General features: G+C 67.7%; 17 protein-coding genes, 1 tRNA gene and 1 riboswitch. Of the genes, 17 read left to right on the top strand and 1 reads right to left on the bottom strand.

Translation table 11 applies throughout. From position 1 onward, the window contains the following. The first annotated feature begins 85 nt into the window (after nt 1–85). The 14 genes from J2X98_RS13475 to hisF all read left to right on the top strand — a co-directional run bounded on the left by J2X98_RS13475 (nt 86) and on the right by hisF (nt 11,393). Nucleotides 86–157 (top strand) — tRNA-Val (locus tag J2X98_RS13475). 103 nt (nt 158–260) lie between these two features. Continuing rightward, nucleotides 261–1,121: a cytochrome gene (locus J2X98_RS13470; RefSeq protein ID WP_307308988.1), complete on the top strand. Its 861-nt coding sequence runs from the start codon at nt 261–263 to the stop codon at nt 1,119–1,121. 74 nt (nt 1,122–1,195) lie between these two features. Next, nucleotides 1,196–1,798, top strand: a complete 603-nt coding sequence (gene def / locus J2X98_RS13465; protein ID WP_141940958.1) for a peptide deformylase — start codon at nt 1,196–1,198, stop codon at nt 1,796–1,798. Beyond that, nucleotides 1,795–2,715, top strand: coding sequence for a methionyl-tRNA formyltransferase (fmt, locus tag J2X98_RS13460; protein WP_307308984.1), 921 nt, complete (start codon nt 1,795–1,797; stop codon nt 2,713–2,715). The genes def and fmt overlap by 4 nt, the downstream gene beginning before the upstream one ends. After that, the gene (locus J2X98_RS13455) at nt 2,712–4,334 is read left to right on the top strand and encodes an RsmB/NOP family class I SAM-dependent RNA methyltransferase (RefSeq protein WP_307308981.1); all 1,623 of its coding nucleotides are present in this window, start codon (nt 2,712–2,714) and stop codon (nt 4,332–4,334) included. Before fmt ends, J2X98_RS13455 begins: the two co-directional genes overlap by 4 nt. A gap of 69 nt (nt 4,335–4,403) precedes the next feature. After that, nucleotides 4,404–5,081: a ribulose-phosphate 3-epimerase gene (gene rpe / locus J2X98_RS13450; RefSeq protein ID WP_141940961.1), complete on the top strand. Its 678-nt coding sequence runs from the start codon at nt 4,404–4,406 to the stop codon at nt 5,079–5,081. Between the two features lie 41 nt (nt 5,082–5,122). Beyond that, a riboswitch (FMN riboswitch) is annotated at nt 5,123–5,272 on the top strand. Between the two features lie 171 nt (nt 5,273–5,443). Continuing rightward, a complete protein-coding gene (gene ribD / locus J2X98_RS13445) occupies nt 5,444–6,583 on the top strand; it encodes a bifunctional diaminohydroxyphosphoribosylaminopyrimidine deaminase/5-amino-6-(5-phosphoribosylamino)uracil reductase RibD (protein ID WP_141940962.1) in 1,140 nt (379 codons plus the stop codon). Continuing rightward, entirely contained in the window at nt 6,583–7,257 is a 675-nt protein-coding gene (locus tag J2X98_RS13440) for a riboflavin synthase (RefSeq protein ID WP_141940963.1), read from the top strand. Before ribD ends, J2X98_RS13440 begins: the two co-directional genes overlap by 1 nt. Beyond that, nucleotides 7,254–8,009, top strand: a complete 756-nt coding sequence (ribB, locus tag J2X98_RS13435) for a 3,4-dihydroxy-2-butanone-4-phosphate synthase (protein WP_307308971.1) — start codon at nt 7,254–7,256, stop codon at nt 8,007–8,009. Before J2X98_RS13440 ends, ribB begins: the two co-directional genes overlap by 4 nt. After that, nucleotides 8,006–8,740 (top strand): GTP cyclohydrolase II, encoded by a 735-nt coding sequence (gene ribA / locus J2X98_RS13430; RefSeq protein ID WP_307308968.1) that lies wholly within the window; start codon nt 8,006–8,008, stop codon nt 8,738–8,740. The genes ribB and ribA overlap by 4 nt, the downstream gene beginning before the upstream one ends. A 32-nt stretch (nt 8,741–8,772) precedes the next feature. Next, nucleotides 8,773–9,261 (top strand): 6,7-dimethyl-8-ribityllumazine synthase, encoded by a 489-nt coding sequence (gene ribH / locus J2X98_RS13425; protein WP_307308967.1) that lies wholly within the window; start codon nt 8,773–8,775, stop codon nt 9,259–9,261. Nucleotides 9,262–9,363: 102 nt separating this feature from the next. Then, a complete protein-coding gene (locus J2X98_RS13420) occupies nt 9,364–9,627 on the top strand; it encodes a phosphoribosyl-ATP diphosphatase (protein WP_009358176.1) in 264 nt (87 codons plus the stop codon). 85 nt (nt 9,628–9,712) lie between these two features. Continuing rightward, nucleotides 9,713–10,573, top strand: a complete 861-nt coding sequence (gene hisG, locus J2X98_RS13415) for an ATP phosphoribosyltransferase (protein ID WP_307308963.1) — start codon at nt 9,713–9,715, stop codon at nt 10,571–10,573. A gap of 43 nt (nt 10,574–10,616) precedes the next feature. After that, on the top strand, nt 10,617–11,393 hold the full coding sequence (gene hisF, locus J2X98_RS13410; protein ID WP_307308960.1) for an imidazole glycerol phosphate synthase subunit HisF: 777 nt from the start codon (nt 10,617–10,619) through the stop codon (nt 11,391–11,393). A gap of 132 nt (nt 11,394–11,525) precedes the next feature. Here the strand turns inward: hisF and J2X98_RS13405 are convergent, their stop codons facing one another. After that, nucleotides 11,526–12,170 (bottom strand): TIGR03085 family metal-binding protein, encoded by a 645-nt coding sequence (locus tag J2X98_RS13405; RefSeq protein ID WP_141940969.1) that lies wholly within the window; start codon nt 12,168–12,170, stop codon nt 11,526–11,528. 112 nt (nt 12,171–12,282) lie between these two features. Here J2X98_RS13405 and hisI point away from each other — a divergent pair, with 112 nt between their 5' ends. The 3 genes from hisI (at nt 12,283) to J2X98_RS13390 (ending at nt 15,105) form a co-directional block, all read left to right on the top strand. Beyond that, the gene (hisI, locus tag J2X98_RS13400) at nt 12,283–12,759 is read left to right on the top strand and encodes a phosphoribosyl-AMP cyclohydrolase (protein ID WP_307308958.1); all 477 of its coding nucleotides are present in this window, start codon (nt 12,283–12,285) and stop codon (nt 12,757–12,759) included. 109 nt (nt 12,760–12,868) lie between these two features. Then, nucleotides 12,869–14,431 carry an anthranilate synthase component I gene (locus tag J2X98_RS13395; protein ID WP_141940970.1) on the top strand — a complete coding sequence of 521 codons (1,563 nt, stop codon included), beginning with the start codon at nt 12,869–12,871 and terminating at the stop codon, nt 14,429–14,431. After that, entirely contained in the window at nt 14,431–15,105 is a 675-nt protein-coding gene (locus tag J2X98_RS13390) for a Trp biosynthesis-associated membrane protein (RefSeq protein ID WP_307308954.1), read from the top strand. Before J2X98_RS13395 ends, J2X98_RS13390 begins: the two co-directional genes overlap by 1 nt. The last annotated feature ends 2 nt before the right edge of the window (nt 15,106–15,107 follow it).

The raw sequence follows: 15,107 nt of genomic DNA, 5'->3' as shown, positions 1-15,107 counted from the left end.
CGGCCTGCTTCCAGGGAGCGCTGTCGGCTGCGGAATGTCCAATTTTTGAATTGGGGCAGAGGTGGGCTAGCATTCAAATGCATCGGGGCGATTGGCGCAGTGGTAGCGCGCTTCGTTCACACCGAAGAGGTCACTGGTTCGAACCCAGTATCGCCCACCGCAGAGGTCCGTTTCCGCTCATCAGCAGCGGAAACGGACCTTTTTTGTGTGCAGCTCCTGCCTCCGGAGCTTTTGTCGGCCCCCTGTGAAAGAGTCTTTCCATGACTGATCCGCTTCTCGCCCACGCCACCGAATACGGCCGGATGTACGCACGGTCAACGTCTGAGCAGTTCTCCGTACCCTCCATCACCACGGTCATCAGCCAGCAGCCGCACGGCCTCGATGGCTGGTTCGGCTACATGGGGGCAAGCAGCCTGGCCAACGACCCCCTGCTGTCGGACTGCCTGGGCAGCCCCGCCAAGATCAAACAGGCCATCAACCGTGCGGCCAAGGCTGCCGAAACCTACCGGGACGACGCCGCCCGGCGCGGGGACCGGGTGCACTACTACTGCGAGCAGGTGGCGTTGCGTGCACTGGGGCGCCCCCACGCCATGAAGGAAGCCCGGGAAGCGCTGGGCGCCAACGGAGAGGAAGCCTTCGCCGTTCGTTTCGACGAATGGTGGGAGCTCTTCAGGGTTGAGCCCATCGCCCCGGAAATAACTGTCTGGAACGACTCCGTGGGCTATGCGGGGACCCTTGACCTCGTGGCACGGATCAACGGGCGCATCTGCCTGATCGACTACAAGACCAAGGGCACCACCCGGGACGGGCTGGTAAAGCCCCTGGATGACAAGGTGGTCATGCAACTGGTGGCCGGCATGAAGGCCGAAGAAAGCCTGGTGGACCCCGAGGCCGGAACGTGGGAACCGTGGAAGTACGGGGAAAATCCGGTCCTGCTGGCCGTTGCCATCGGCGAGACGGAGGTCCGGCCCGTCCGGGCCAACCCCGAGGTCCTTAAGCACCACTGGTGGAAGTTCTGCGCCCTGCGCCGCGTCTGGGAGCTGTCCGCTGACACCGTCAGTGCCGGCACGGCCCTGCTGCCCATCGCCCCTCCGCCGCTGGCACAGGCCCGCACCGCCTAGGTCGGTCCAGCCGGGGTGACTGCACCTAAACTGGATAGGTTCCCTTTGCCGCCAACCGTGAGGACAAACAGCGCATGGCTATTCTGAATATCCGCATCATCGGGGATCCTGTGCTGCGCACAGTTGCCGATCCCGTGACGGAATTCGGACCCGAGCTTGCCAAACTGGTCGCCGACATGACCGAGACCATGGAGGATGTGGACGGCGCCGGCCTTGCCGCGCCCCAGGTCGGAGTCAGCAAGCGCGTCTTTACCTACCGCATCGACGGTGTGGAAGGGCACATCATCAACCCTGTCCTGGAGAACAGCGGGGACTACCAGCCGGACCACGTGGAAGGCTGCCTCTCCATTCCGGGCCTCGGTTTCCCGGTCCGCCGCTTCCGCGCCACGAAGGTCACCGGGGTGGACATGCACGGCAACCCGGTCTCCATCGAGGGGGAAGGGATGCTGGCGCGCTGCTTTCAGCATGAGAACGACCACCTGGACGGCATTCTCTACACCGACCGCCTGGAGGGTGAGGACCGGAAGGCGGCGCTGCGGTCCATCCGCAACGCCAACTACGACGCTGTCACCGAACGCACCACCGCCAAGCGTGCCAAGAGCGTGGGGTCGAGTTTCGGCGGCGCCAGCGTTGGTGGAGGCAGTGCTCCCGGCTCCAGCTTCGGCGCAGCCGGGTGAGGGTCCTTTTCGCGGGGACTCCCGCCGTCGCTGTCCCGTCCCTGGATGCCCTCGTCGACGCAGGATTCGACGTCGTCGCAGTCCTGACCCGTCCTGATGCCCCCGTAGGCCGGAAACGGGTGCTGACGCCATCACCGGTTGCCCGGCGCGCTGCGGAACTGGACATTGAGGTTATCCACGCCGCGCGCGTCGATGCTGAGGCGGTCGCCAAAATTTCCGCTGTCCATCCGGACGTGGCGGCCATCGTGGCCTACGGCGGACTGGTGCCTCCTGCTGCCCTGGACATACCGCGGCACGGCTGGGTCAACCTGCATTTCTCTTTGCTGCCCGCCTGGCGGGGCGCGGCTCCGGTCCAGCGATCCCTCATGGCCGGCGACGACGTCACCGGTGCCGTCACCTTCCGGCTCGAGGAGGGACTCGACACCGGTCCGGTCTTTGGCACCCTGACGGAGGCGGTTAAACCCCAGGACACGGCGGGCGACCTGCTGGAGCGGCTCTCCCACAGCGGTGCGGTCCTGCTGGCGCAGACGTTGTCGGCGATCCAGGCCGGGAAAGCGTCGCCGCAGCCGCAGTCCGGCGAGGTATCGCTCGCACCGAAACTGACCTTGGAGGACGGTCACCTCAACTGGTCCCACCCTGCGCTTGCCATCGGCAGGCAGGCCCGTGGTGTTACCCCGGAACCCGGCGCCTGGACGCTGCTGGACGGACAGCGGTTGAAGCTCGAGCCTGTCCTGCTCCGGCCGGACGTTTCCGAACTTGCCCCGGGCGCCGTGCAGTTGCAGGGGAAAAGCGTGCTGGTGGGGACGGGATCGCACGCGGTGGAACTCACCCGGGTCCAGCCCGCCGGGAAAAAGATGATGGCTGCAGCCGACTGGGCACGCGGTATGAATTCTCTGGAGAGTGTGGTGTTCGAATGAGCGGATCCGGCGGCAACGCAGGCGGACCGGGCAGTGCCGGGGGACGCGGCAGCGCCGGGAAAAGCGGCCACGGCGGACAGGCGGGCGGCGGCCGCGGCAATGGCGGACCAAGGGATGCCAGCAGGCGCAACGCCAAGGGACGGGAGCGCAACCGGGGCCCGCAGCAGAATTTCACGGAGCTGGCGCCGTCGCAGCGGACCCGGCGTGCCGATCCCGCCCGCCTGGTGGCTTTCGAAGTGCTGCGGGCGGTGGCAGAGGAGGACGCCTATGCCAACCTGGTGCTGCCCGCACGGATCCGGCATCACCGCCTGGACAAGCGGGATGCCGGCTTCGCTACCGAGCTGAGCTATGGAGCCCTGCGCGGGCAGGGCACCTACGACGCCATCCTGGCGCGCTGCGTGGACCGGCCCCTGGCCCAGCTGGACCCTGCCGTTCTCGACGCCCTGCGTATTGGCGCGCACCAGTTGCTGGCCATGCGGGTTCCGGCGCACGCGGCACTGGACCAGACGGTAGGGCTGGCGCGGGCCGTCATCGGTGCCGGCCCCTCCGCCCTGATCAACGCCGTCCTCCGCAAAGTGGCCGCCCGGACCCTTGAGGAATGGCTGGACCTGCTGGTGGAGGGTGAAACCGACGCGACGAAGGTTGCCTCGCTCCGGTATGCCCACCCTGAATGGATCGTTCGCGCCATGCGGCAGTCGCTGGTGGCGCACGGGCGCCCGGCAGCAGAGATCGACAGCCTGCTGGAAGCAGACAATGCGGCCCCGGTGGTCAACCTGGTGGCCCTGCCCGGCCTTGGCAGCCTGGCCGAGGCACTGGACAACGGCGCCACTCCAGGGGAACTGGTGGAAGGATCCGCACTCTCCAGCGGCGGCGATCTTGGCCGGCTGGCATCCGTGCGCGCCGGCACCACCCGGGTGCAGGACGTTGGTTCCCAGCTGGTGGCAAGGGCGCTGGCCGCCGTGGATGTGGGCCCGGGACCAGAGCGGACCGGTGCTGACGCCGAGGCATCATCCGGTGCGGGGGAGGCGTGGCTTGATCTCTGTGCCGGCCCCGGCGGGAAAGCAGCGCTCCTCGGCGCCCTGGCGCATCAGAGGGGTGCAACGCTCCTTGCCAATGAGCCTGCTCCGCACCGCGCCAAGCTCGTCAGCCAGGCCCTGTCCGCTGTCCCCGGGGCCAGTTGGCAGGTCCGGACCGGCGATGGCCGGGACGTGGGCGCCGAGCAGCCGGAACGGTTCGACCGCGTGCTGGCCGACGTTCCCTGCACGGGCCTCGGAGCACTCAGGCGCAGGCCGGAGTCCCGGTGGCGGCGCTCGCCCAAGGATATTGCGGATCTTGGGCCTCTGCAGCGCGAACTTTTGGGCTCCGCCCTCGCGGCAGTGCGGCCCGGGGGAGTAGTGGCCTACGTGACCTGCTCGCCCCATCCGGCAGAAACCACCGCCGTTGTAGCCGACGTCCTGCGCAAGCGGGACGACCTCGAACTCATCGACGCCGGGGCCGCCCTGGACGCGGTCAGCCTGACGGGAAGCCTCGGCGCCGGCCATGAGTCGACGGCACAGCTCTGGCCCCACATCCACCACACGGATGCCATGTTCCTGGCGCTCATCAAAAAGAAGTCCTGACCAAAGCGGTCCAGCGCAGGAATGCGCTTCGTCCGTAAGACACCCGCACCTTCAGCGAAAGGCACATCCGTGACGCAATGCTGCATCAACCCGAGCATCCTCTCCGCCGACTTCGTCAACCTTGAAGCAGAACTGCAGCGGATCAGCAACGCCGACGCCGTGCACGTGGATGTCATGGACAACCACTTCGTCCCCAACCTGACCATTGGGCTGCCCGTGGTGCAGCGGATCCAGGCAGTCAGCCCTGTTCCGCTCGACGCCCACCTCATGATCGCCGATGCTGACCGGTGGGCGCCCGGGTTCGCCGATGCCGGCCTGGCCTCGGTCACCTTCCATGCCGAAGCGTCGATTGCACCCATCAAGCTCGCCAGGGAACTGCGCAGCAGGGGTTCAAAAGCCGGGATGGCCCTCCGCCCCGCGACTCCGGTGGAGCCCTACCTGGACATGTTGCCTGAGCTGGACATGCTGCTCATCATGACCGTGGAACCGGGCTTCGGCGGCCAGGCGTTCCTGGACATCACCCTGCCCAAAATCCGCCGCGCGCGGGCTGCCGTGGACGGCTCCGGGCTGGGTGTGGCCATCCAGGTGGACGGCGGCATCACCGAAGAAACCATTACCCGCGCCGCCGAGGCCGGTGCCAACGTCTTTGTGGCAGGCTCTGCTGTTTACGGTGCTGACGATCCGGCAGCGGCCATCGACCTGCTGCGCAAGGAGGGCAGCCGGACGTTACGTGCGGCGACGGAATAACCGGGACCTCGTGCGGGTTATGGCACAATAACAAAACACACATACGTGCTCCGGGGTCGGTGTAAGTCCGAACCGGCGGTGACAGTCCGCGACCCGCGAGCCGGTGTCCTCTTCATGGGGATTCCGGCGGACGGTTGAACCGGTGGAATTCCGGTACCGACAGTTAAAGTCTGGATGAGAGAAGCACGTACAGCTGTATCTGCGCAGCCATTGGGCCGCGCAGCGTTCTGCTGTCGTATCCCCGGAGCCATCGCGGTTCAACAGGGAAGGAACGACACACGAATGAACCCCCAGCGATGGCTCTTTGACGCCGAAACTCCTGCCGCCTCCAGGGCAGGTACCCGCTCCGCATCGGCAACCGCATGACGGGCGCCGTGGAACTGCAGCCCGCCGCCGGGGTGGTCACTGCCTTCACTCCTGATGAAACCCGTGCCATGGAACAGGCCCTCCAGGCTGCCCTGCACGGCCCGCGCGGCGCGAACCCCCTGGTGGGTGCCGTCGTCGTCAGTCCTGAGGGCCGGCACCTGGTCACCGGCTATCACCGCGGCGCCGGCACGGCACACGCCGAGGCTGACGCAATAACGCAGGCCGCTGCCGCAGGCCTGGACCTCACCGGCTGCACCATGGTGGTCACACTGGAACCCTGCAACCATGTGGGCCGTACCGGCCCCTGCACGGAAGCGATCATTGCCGCCGGAATCACTGATGTGGTGTACGCGGTGGACGATCCCCACGATCCTGCCGCCGGCGGTGCCGCGACCCTGCGCGCTGCCGGTATCCGCGTCCGCAGCGGCCTGGGTGCAGAGGAGGCGCTGGACCTGAACCGCCAGTGGTTCGAAGCAGTTGCCGCCAAGCGTCCGTTCGTCACCCTCCACATCGCGCAGACCCTGGACGGCCGGATCGCCGCGGAAGACGGCACCAGCCAGTGGATCTCCAGCCCGGAGTCGCTCGCGGACAACCACGGGATCCGCAGCCGCATCGACGCCATCCTGGTGGGCACGCAGACAGTGCTGGTGGACAACCCCCGCCTGACGGCACGGGATCCGCACGGCAACCCCGCCCCTCGGCAGCCCGTGCGTGCCGTGATGGGGCTCCGCGCGATCCCCGACGATGCCGCCATCCACGGCGACGACGGACTGGCCGTCCACCTCCCCACCCGCGACCCGCACGAGGCCCTGTCCCTGCTGTATGGAGCCGGCACCCGGCACGTCATGGTGGAAGGCGGTTCAAGCATCCTCAGTTCCTTCCTGTCTGCGGGCCTGGTTGACGAGCTCATCGTGTACCTGGCGCCCACCCTCCTGGGATCCGGCACCCCGTCCTTGAACGGACTCGGCATCACGAGCCTTCCCGACGCCCAGCAATGGGAATGGGACGCGTCCGACGGCGGCGCGGTGCGGACGCTGGGACGGGACCTGCGGCTTCATCTGAGACCGCAACGGAAAGTTGCACTTGACCAACCACCAACCCGCGACAGCGCGGAACAAGCCCAGGGAGGCTACTGATGTTCACCGGAATTATTGCCGAGCAGGGGCAGGTGCTGTCCGTTGAGCGGGACGGGGACACCAGCGCCACCCTCAGGCTGCACGCACCCGGCTCCACCGAGGGCCTGGCACTGGGCGGCTCCATCGCCGTCAACGGGGTGTGCCTCACGGCGACCGCGATCGACGGCAAGGACTTCAGCGTGGACGTGATGGGCGAGACCCTGGTCCGCAGCACCATCGGCGAACTCGCTGCCGGGGACCGGGTCAACCTGGAGCGCTGTGTTCCCGCAGGCGGACGCCTTGACGGGCACGTGGTGCAGGGCCACGTGGACGGCGTGGGAGTCCTGCTGGAACGTGAAGCCCAGGGAAACTGGGAGCGGCTGCGCTTCGGCGTCCCTGCCAACCTGGCGCGCTACATCGCGGAGAAGGGGTCCATCGCCATCGACGGTGTCTCCCTGACGGTCACGGCAGTCAGCCCGGCGGGGGAGCAGGAACCCTGGTTTGAAGTAGGCCTGATTCCCACCACCCTTGCCGAGACCGGCCTGGGCACCAAAACCAGCGGCAGCCGGGTGAACCTCGAAGTCGACGTCCTGGCCAAGTACACCGAACGCCTGCTTGCCTTCCGTGGCGACGGTGTCCCGGCAGGTGCCGCAGCCGTTGCCGCTGACGCAGCAAGCGCGGGAGGTGCACGGTGAACGCCGCAGTGCGCGTGGACGCCGGCGTTGCCCCTGGCGCCGTGACGGAACCCGTGGCCGCCCACCCCGCGGCGGTGCCGGCAATGGGGCTGGATTCCATTGGGGACGCCGTGCGCGCCATGGCGGCCGGCCGGCCCGTGCTGGTGGTGGACAACGAGGACCGCGAAAACGAAGGCGACATTATTTTTGCCGCCCAGCACGCCACACCGGCCCTGATGGGCTGGACCATCCGGTACAGCTCCGGAGTGATCTGCGTGCCGCTGACAGGAGAGCGCGCCGACGCCCTGGCCCTGCCGCCCATGACCGCCGTGAACCAGGACGCCAAAGGCACCGCCTACACGGTCTCCTGCGACGCCGCCACCGGTGTCAGCACGGGAATATCCGCCACCGACCGCGCCCTGACCGCCCGCATCCTGGCGGACCCGCACGCCGGTCCCGCTTCGGTAACCCGACCGGGGCATATTTTCCCGCTCCGGGCAGTTGACGGAGGTGTGCGGGAACGCCAGGGCCACACTGAGGCCGCGGTGGACCTGTGCCGCCTTGCCGGGCTGGAGCCTGTCGGGGTGATCGCCGAAGTGGTGTACGACGACGGGGAAATGATGCGCCTGGACGGACTCCGTTCGTTCGCAGCTGAACATGGGTGCCCCCTGATCTCCATCGAGGACTTGGTGGCGTATCTTGAAGCCGGGGCCGGGGGAGTTCCGCAGGAAAGTGCCCGGGTGGCCCCGGGCGAAGAGAAGGAGAAGCGATGACGGCAGCGGCAGCCAGCGACGACAGCCACCAGGACGGTCACCGGACGCCCCACACGGTGTCCGGTGCGGCGCCCCATCCCGTCAGCGGAGGGCCGATTGTGCAGCTGCCCACCGCCTTCGGCGATTTCGTGGCGCAGGCATGGACGGACCTGGTGACCGGCGTTGAGCATCTGGCCGTCAGTTCCCCCAGCGCGCCCAGTGACGGAAAGGCACCCCTGGTCCGGTTGCACTCCGAGTGCCTGACCGGCGATGTCTTCGGCTCCTACCGGTGCGATTGCGGCGAACAGCTCGCCTTCGCCTTGGAAATGATCCGGGACAACGGCGGCACCCTCCTCTACCTGCGCGGGCAGGAAGGCCGCGGGATCGGCCTGGCCAACAAGATCAAGGCCTACGCGCTGCAGGAGGCGGGCTTCGACACGGTGGAAGCCAATGAGCAGCTGGGCCTGCCCGTCGACGCCCGGTGCTACAAGGCCGCAGCCCAGATCCTTGCCGAGATGGGCCTGCACGAGGTGCGGCTGCTGAGCAACAACCCGGACAAGCAGAACAGGCTGGCCAAGGCAGGGGTGAAGGTCGTGGAAATGGTCCCCACCGAGGTGCCATCCCGCGAGCAGAACATCCGGTACCTGCGCACCAAGAAGGACCGCATGGAACACCGGCTGCTGCTGGACACCCATAATGCTCCGGTGCCGGTCACGGCCCCGGACGCTTCTTACGACCACGAACAAGACTGAACTTCCAAAAGACGAACGGAACACAAGAACACATGAGCGGACACGGCGCACCCGACATCGACCTCAGCACCCTCAGCCCGGCGGAGACTTCGCAGCTGAAGCTGGCGATCGTCGCAGCCAGCTGGCACACGCAGATCATGGACGGCCTCCTGGACGGCGCGCTCCGGGCAGCCAAGGACGCCGGCATCGCCGAGCCCACGGTGCTGCGGGTTCCCGGCAGCTTTGAGCTGCCCGTTGCCGCTGCGCGGCTGGCACCGCACTTTGACGCCGTGGTTGCCCTCGGCGTCGTGATCCGCGGTGGTACCCCGCACTTTGACTACGTCTGCCAGGCGGCGACGTCGGGACTCACCGACGTCAGCGTGTCCACCGGAGTGCCGGTGGGCTTCGGCGTCCTCACCTGCGACAACGAACAGCAGGGCCTCGACCGCGCCGGCCTGCCCGGCTCCAAGGAAGACAAAGGCCACGAGGCAGTGACGGCGGCGCTGGCCACCGCCGTCGTCCTCAAGCAGTACCGCAGCTAGCAGCGGACCAGTGGCGGGCGCGGTGTGTATTCGCTCACATCGCGCCCGTCATCCAACGGCCCGGGAAGCGCCCGTGCGGCCGCAGCAAGTAGGCTGGAGGGCGTGAAGAATTTCGAGACGCTGTTCGCTGAGCTCAGCGAGAAGGCAGCCACCCGCCCGGAAGGCTCCCGCACCGTCGCTGAATTGGAGTCCGGTGTTCACGGCATCGGGAAGAAAGTCGTTGAGGAAGCAGCCGAAGTATGGATGGCTGCCGAATATGAATCCGATGAAGCCGCGGCAGAGGAAATCTCCCAGCTGCTGTACCACCTGCAGGTTCTGATGCTCGCCAAAGGCCTGACCCTGGAAGACGTTTACAAGCATCTGTAGCCACCGGTCCGGCGCACTGTCGCCGGTCCCGCCGTGGCCTGCACTGCCTGAAAACAAAGACCTTCCACCCAGAAAGAAAATCCCCATGCTGCGAGTAGCCGTCCCCAACAAGGGCTCCCTGTCCGAAGCCGCCTCCGCCATGCTCTCCGAAGCCGGATACCGCCAGCGGCGCGACAGCCGCGAGCTGGTCATGGTGGACCCCGACAACGACATCGAGTTCTTTTTCCTCCGCCCCCGCGACATCGCGGTGTACGTGGGCCAGGGAACACTCGACGTCGGCATCACCGGCCGCGACCTGCTGCTGGACGCCGAGGTCGAAGCCGAAGAGCTGCTTCCGCTGGGATTCGCCGCCTCCACCTTCCGCTTCGCCGGGCCGGTGGGCGACTTCAGCTCTGCCGCAGAGCTTGAGGGCAAGCGCCTCGCCACCAGCTACGACGGCCTGCTCCGCAACTACCTCGCCGAACGCGGCATCAACGCCAAGGTGGTCCGGCTCGACGGCGCGGTGGAATCGTCGGTCCGCCTCGGCGTTGCCGACGCCATCGCCGACGTCGTCGAAACCGGCAACACCCTCAAGGCCGCCGGCATGGAAATTTTCGGCGACCCCATCCTGAAGTCCGAGGCCGTCCTGATCCGGCGGACCGGCAAAGGCGGCGCCGCCAACGGCACGGCCAAGGAAATCGACGTCCTCATCCGCCGCCTCCAGGGCGTCCTCGTGGCCCGCCAATACGTCCTGATGGACTACGACATCCGCAAGGAGCTGGTGGAAAAAGCAGCCAGCCTGACCCCGGGACTGGAATCACCCACGGTTTCCCCGCTGCGCGACTCGGACTGGGTGGCAGTGCGCTCCATGGTGCCCAAGAAGGAAACCAACCGGATCATGGACGAACTGTACGACCTCGGCGCCCGCGCCATCCTGGTCAGCAGCATCCACGCCTGCCGCATCTGACGCCCGTACCCCACCCCAGCAGCACCGGATTCCAGGAGTTCCCATGGCAGTAGCAGTACGCGTCATTCCCTGCCTCGACGTCGACGCCGGACGCGTCGTCAAGGGCGTCAACTTCGAGGGTCTCCGGGATGCCGGAGACCCCGTGGAACTCGCCCACCGGTACGACAACGCCGGCGCCGACGAACTGACGTTCTTGGACGTCACCGCGTCGTCGGGTAACCGCGAGACCACGTTCGACGTGGTCCGCCGAACCGCCGAGGAAGTCTTCATCCCGCTCACAGTCGGCGGCGGTGTCCGTGGCGTGGCCGAGGTGGACAAGCTCCTGCGCTACGGCGCCGACAAGGCCTCCATCAACACCGCCGCCGTGGCACGGCCTGGCGTGATCGACGAGATCACCAGGCACTTCGGATCCCAGGTCCTCGTGCTGTCCCTGGACGCCCGCCGCACCCGTCCGGGATCCCAGCCCACGCCGTCGGGGTTTGAAGTGACCACCCACGGCGGCCGCACCGGCACGGGCATCGACGCCATCGAATGGGCCAGGGAAGCGGCTGACCGCGGGGTGGGGGAGATCCTGCTCAACTCCATCGACGCCGACGGCACCAAGGACGGCTTTGACCTCGAACTCATTAAACTGGTCCGGGCGGCCGTCAGGGTTCCCATCATCGCCTCCGGCGGTGCGGGGGAGCCCGCCCACTTCCCGCCGGCCGTCGCTGCAGGTGCGGACGCCGTCCTCGCCGCGTCCATCTTCCACTGGGGACCGGACAACATGATGCACCAGGTCAAGGACGCCATCCGCGAGGCCGGCTTCGAAGTCCGCTGACCCTCAATTGACCTGCTGGGCCCACGCCCGCCGGGTTCCCTGGCCGAGCTTGCGAGGTTAGGGGGCGGGTGGGAGGGCCCACGCCCGCCGGGTTCCCTGGCCGAGCTTGCGAGGTTAGGGGGCGGGTGGGGACTAAAGCCCTACTTCGGCTGACTGGAGGAGTGCGACGGCGTCGGGTTGGCCTTCGAAGGTGACCAGGGCATGGCGGGTGCGGCCATGGGCGTGCATCAGCAGTTCGCCCGGCTCGCCGACGATCGCCACCGAAACAGGGGCGCGCTTGGCCACGTGCCGCGGGCCGGACGGGCGGACGAGGACGATGCCCAGGTCAACGCCGCGGTACAGGATGGCGGCGCGCTTGACCAGTTCGTCCCAGAGCGCATCGGAGTAGGCCTCGTCAAGGGCCCTGGGGGCCCATCTGTCCACGGCGCGGCGGACGTCCTCGGTGTGCACGAAGTACTCGATCAGATTGGCGCTTTCGTCCAGGGCTTTGATGCTCATCGGCGAGAGCGCCGGCGGCCCGGCGCGGAAGGTGTTCACCAGCCGGGCGTAGTCCTCGTTGCTGGTGAGTTTGGCCGCCAACTTTGCGGTGGCCTGGTCCGATGCCTTGGCCAGGCGCTTGATGACCAGGCCGAGCCCGACGGCGGCTTTCCGCTCGCGCAGGTACAGATGCGCGGCAAGGTCCCTGGTGCGCCAGCCCTTGCACAGCGTGGGCGCATCAGGGCCGGCCGCAAGCAGGGTTTCGGCCAGGACTTCTCGGGACGGTTCGACGAAATGCATCACTTGTGAAACTAGCACGAGAGCTGTCGAGTTGGGCAGCATCGGAGGGGCCGGTGGCGTGCCGTTGTTCACAACAGGAGACAGGCCCCGCAGAGGCACTAGACTTGACCCGATGTCTGAGCAGCCAACCCCCGTCCACACCGCAGGATCCACGGTGTCCGCACCCGCGCAGTCCGTGCCGTCGTCGTCCCTTGATTCCGCGGTGCCGTCCCCCGCGGCATCCGTGCCGGCCAGCCCCCTTCCCGAGAAGCTGGCGGCGGCCCTCAAGCGTGACGCCGCAGGCCTGGTGGCCGCGGTGGTGCAGCAGTATGACACCAACGAAGTCCTGATGCTCGGGTGGATGGATGACGAGGCCCTCCACCGCACCATGACCACCGGCCGGGTCACCTTCTACTCCCGCTCCCGCCAGGAGTACTGGCGCAAGGGCGACACCTCGGGGCACGTCCAGTGGGTCAAATCGGTGGCCATGGACTGCGACGGCGACGCGCTGCTGGTGCGCGTCGACCAGGTGGGTGCCGCCTGCCACACAGGCACCCGGACCTGCTTCGACGGCAGGGGCCTGGACGTGGTGGCAGGCCAGGCAGGCTAAGCCGAGCCCGCTGCCCCGGCGGCCCATGCCAGGCCGGGGCCACCCAGCAAGCACACCCAAGGCGCCGGCATTGCCGGGCCTTCCGAAGAACAGGCGGACAAGCATAGCCATGCAGGACCTCGGAACCATCAGCCCAAGCCTCGAGGAATTCCGGGAACTCGCCGGCCACAGCCGCGTCATTCCCGTCAGGCTCAAGGTCCTGGCCGACGCCGAAACCCCCATCGGCCTGTACCGGAAGCTGGCCCAGGGCCAGCCAGGCACGTTCCTCATGGAATCAGCCGCGGTGGGCGGCGCCTGGTCCCGCTACTCCTTCATCGGCGCCAGGTCCCGCGCCACCCTGACCACCAAGGACGGCGAGGCGCACTGGCTGGGTGAACCGCCCGCCGGCGTGCCGGTCAGCGGCAGCCCCGTGGACGCCATCCGCGACACCATCGACGCCCTGCGCACCGACCGGTTCGACGGGCTGCCTCCCTTCACCTCCGGCCTGGTGGGCTTCCTGGGCTGGGAAACCGTCCGGCACTGGGAGCGGCTGGTCAGCCCTCCCGAGGACGATCTCCAGCTGCCGGAAATGGCCCTGAACCTGGTCACCGACATGGCCGTGCATGACAACGTGGACGGCACCGTCCTGCTGATCGCCAACGCCATCAACTTCGACAACAGCTCGGAGCGGGTTGATGAGGCCTGGCACGATGCCGTGACCCGCGTGAAGGAACTCCTGGCCAGGATCAGCGCCCCCGTGGTGCAGCCGGTCTCCGTGCTGGCACCTGCCGCCCTGGACTTCGCATCGAGCGTGCAGGAACGCTGGGACGAGGCGGAGTACCTGGCCGCCCTTGACCGCGGCAAGGAAGCCATCGTGGATGGCGAAGTCTTCCAGGTGGTTATCTCGCGCCGGTTCGAAATGGAGTGCAAGGCCTCCCCGCTGGACGTCTATCGTGTCCTGCGCAACACCAACCCCAGCCCCTACATGTACATCTTCAGCCTCGCAGACGCCGAGGGCCGGGAGTACTCAATTGTCGGGTCCTCGCCGGAAGCGCTGGTGACGGTCACGGGGCAGGAAGTCATCACGCACCCCATCGCCGGCTCCCGCCCCCGTGGAAAGACGGTGGAAGCCGACAAGGCCCTCGCCGAGGAACTCCTGGCGGACCAGAAGGAACGCGCAGAGCACCTGATGCTGGTGGACCTGTCACGCAACGACCTCTCCAAAGTCTGCGTGGCAGGCACCGTGGACGTCACCCAGTTCATGGAGGTGGAGCGTTTCAGCCACATCATGCACCTGGTGTCCACGGTGGTGGGCCAACTGGCACCACAGGCGAAGGCGTATGACGTCCTGAAGGCCACATTCCCGGCCGGCACCCTTTCCGGCGCGCCCAAGCCGCGCGCCCTGCGGCTCCTCGATGAGCTGGAACCGCACCGCCGCGGCATCTACGGCGGCGTGGTGGGCTACCTCGATTTCGCCGGAGACATGGACATGGCAATCGCCATCCGCTCCGCCCTGATTCGCGAGGGGCGCGCGTACGTCCAGGCCGGCGGCGGCATCGTCGCCGACTCCGTGAATCCCACCGAGGCCCTGGAGACCGTGAACAAAGCGGCCGCCCCGCTGCGCGCCGTCCACACTGCCGGATCATTGCACAACATCTCCGCGGAATCCCTCCCCGGCGGGACGGAGTCCTGATGTCGGGCCCGGAAGCAGCCGCAGGCCGCCCGAAGACGGCGGGGAAGGCCGGTAAGGCAGCCAAAGCGGGCCGTCCGGCCAAGGGTTCCACGCCGGTGTGGGCGCGCAAGTCCAACCTGGTGCTGCTGATCACCCTCCTGGCGCTTGCCGCGTTCGGAACCACCACCCAGACCTGGCTGACCGCCACCCTGGACCCCAACCAGATGGGCCAGGCAGCAGCTCAAAGTGGCATCCCGGTGCAGGGAAGCAAAGCCGCCACCGCGGTAACGGCACTGGCCCTCGTGGCCCTGGCCGGCGGCCTTGCCGCGGCCATCGCGGGCAAAATCGCCCGCTGGGTCATCACGGCCATCATCATCGTTGCTTCAGCCGGTGTGGTCACGGCCGCGGCAGCCGTCCTGGCCGATCCCCTCGCAGCCGCCCAGGGAACCATCGCAGGCGCCACCGGCGTCTCCGGCAGCCAGGCGCACGTTGAGGTCACCGCCTTCCCGGTCCTCGCCGTCGTCGCGGGCTGCCTGCTGGCTCTGGCCGCACTGCTGCTCCTGCCGGCGTCCCGCTACTGGAAGACGCGCACCAAATATGACGCACCCGCGGTGGCGGGGACCGCTGCAGCCTCCGGCCCCATGGACGAGATCGACAGCTGGGACCGGCTTTCCCGCGGTGAGGACCCCACGTAGGG

Origin of the sequence: Pseudarthrobacter enclensis, assembly GCF_030811655.1 — a bacterium.
Lineage (GTDB): Bacteria > Actinomycetota > Actinomycetes > Actinomycetales > Micrococcaceae > Arthrobacter > Arthrobacter enclensis_A.
The sequence above is the reverse complement of the archived record's forward strand: the minus strand, read 5'-3'. Positions and strand labels throughout refer to the sequence as shown.

What these genes read in the sequence shown, in the direction of transcription:
- J2X98_RS13470 (WP_307308988.1), top strand. Translation starts at nt 261, where the DNA reads ATGACTGATCCGCTTCTCGCCCACGCCACCGAATACGGCCGGATGTAC.
- def (WP_141940958.1), top strand. Translation starts at nt 1,196, where the DNA reads ATGGCTATTCTGAATATCCGCATCATCGGGGATCCTGTGCTGCGCACA.
- J2X98_RS13455 (WP_307308981.1), top strand. Translation starts at nt 2,712, where the DNA reads ATGAGCGGATCCGGCGGCAACGCAGGCGGACCGGGCAGTGCCGGGGGA.
- ribD (WP_141940962.1), top strand. Translation starts at nt 5,444, where the DNA reads ATGACGGGCGCCGTGGAACTGCAGCCCGCCGCCGGGGTGGTCACTGCC.
- J2X98_RS13440 (WP_141940963.1), top strand. Translation starts at nt 6,583, where the DNA reads ATGTTCACCGGAATTATTGCCGAGCAGGGGCAGGTGCTGTCCGTTGAG.
- ribA (WP_307308968.1), top strand. Translation starts at nt 8,006, where the DNA reads ATGACGGCAGCGGCAGCCAGCGACGACAGCCACCAGGACGGTCACCGG.
- ribH (WP_307308967.1), top strand. Translation starts at nt 8,773, where the DNA reads ATGAGCGGACACGGCGCACCCGACATCGACCTCAGCACCCTCAGCCCG.
- hisG (WP_307308963.1), top strand. Translation starts at nt 9,713, where the DNA reads ATGCTGCGAGTAGCCGTCCCCAACAAGGGCTCCCTGTCCGAAGCCGCC.
- hisF (WP_307308960.1), top strand. Translation starts at nt 10,617, where the DNA reads ATGGCAGTAGCAGTACGCGTCATTCCCTGCCTCGACGTCGACGCCGGA.
- J2X98_RS13405 (WP_141940969.1), bottom strand. Translation starts at nt 12,170, where the DNA reads ATGCATTTCGTCGAACCGTCCCGAGAAGTCCTGGCCGAAACCCTGCTT.
- hisI (WP_307308958.1), top strand. Translation starts at nt 12,283, where the DNA reads ATGTCTGAGCAGCCAACCCCCGTCCACACCGCAGGATCCACGGTGTCC.
- J2X98_RS13395 (WP_141940970.1), top strand. Translation starts at nt 12,869, where the DNA reads ATGCAGGACCTCGGAACCATCAGCCCAAGCCTCGAGGAATTCCGGGAA.
- J2X98_RS13390 (WP_307308954.1), top strand. Translation starts at nt 14,431, where the DNA reads ATGTCGGGCCCGGAAGCAGCCGCAGGCCGCCCGAAGACGGCGGGGAAG.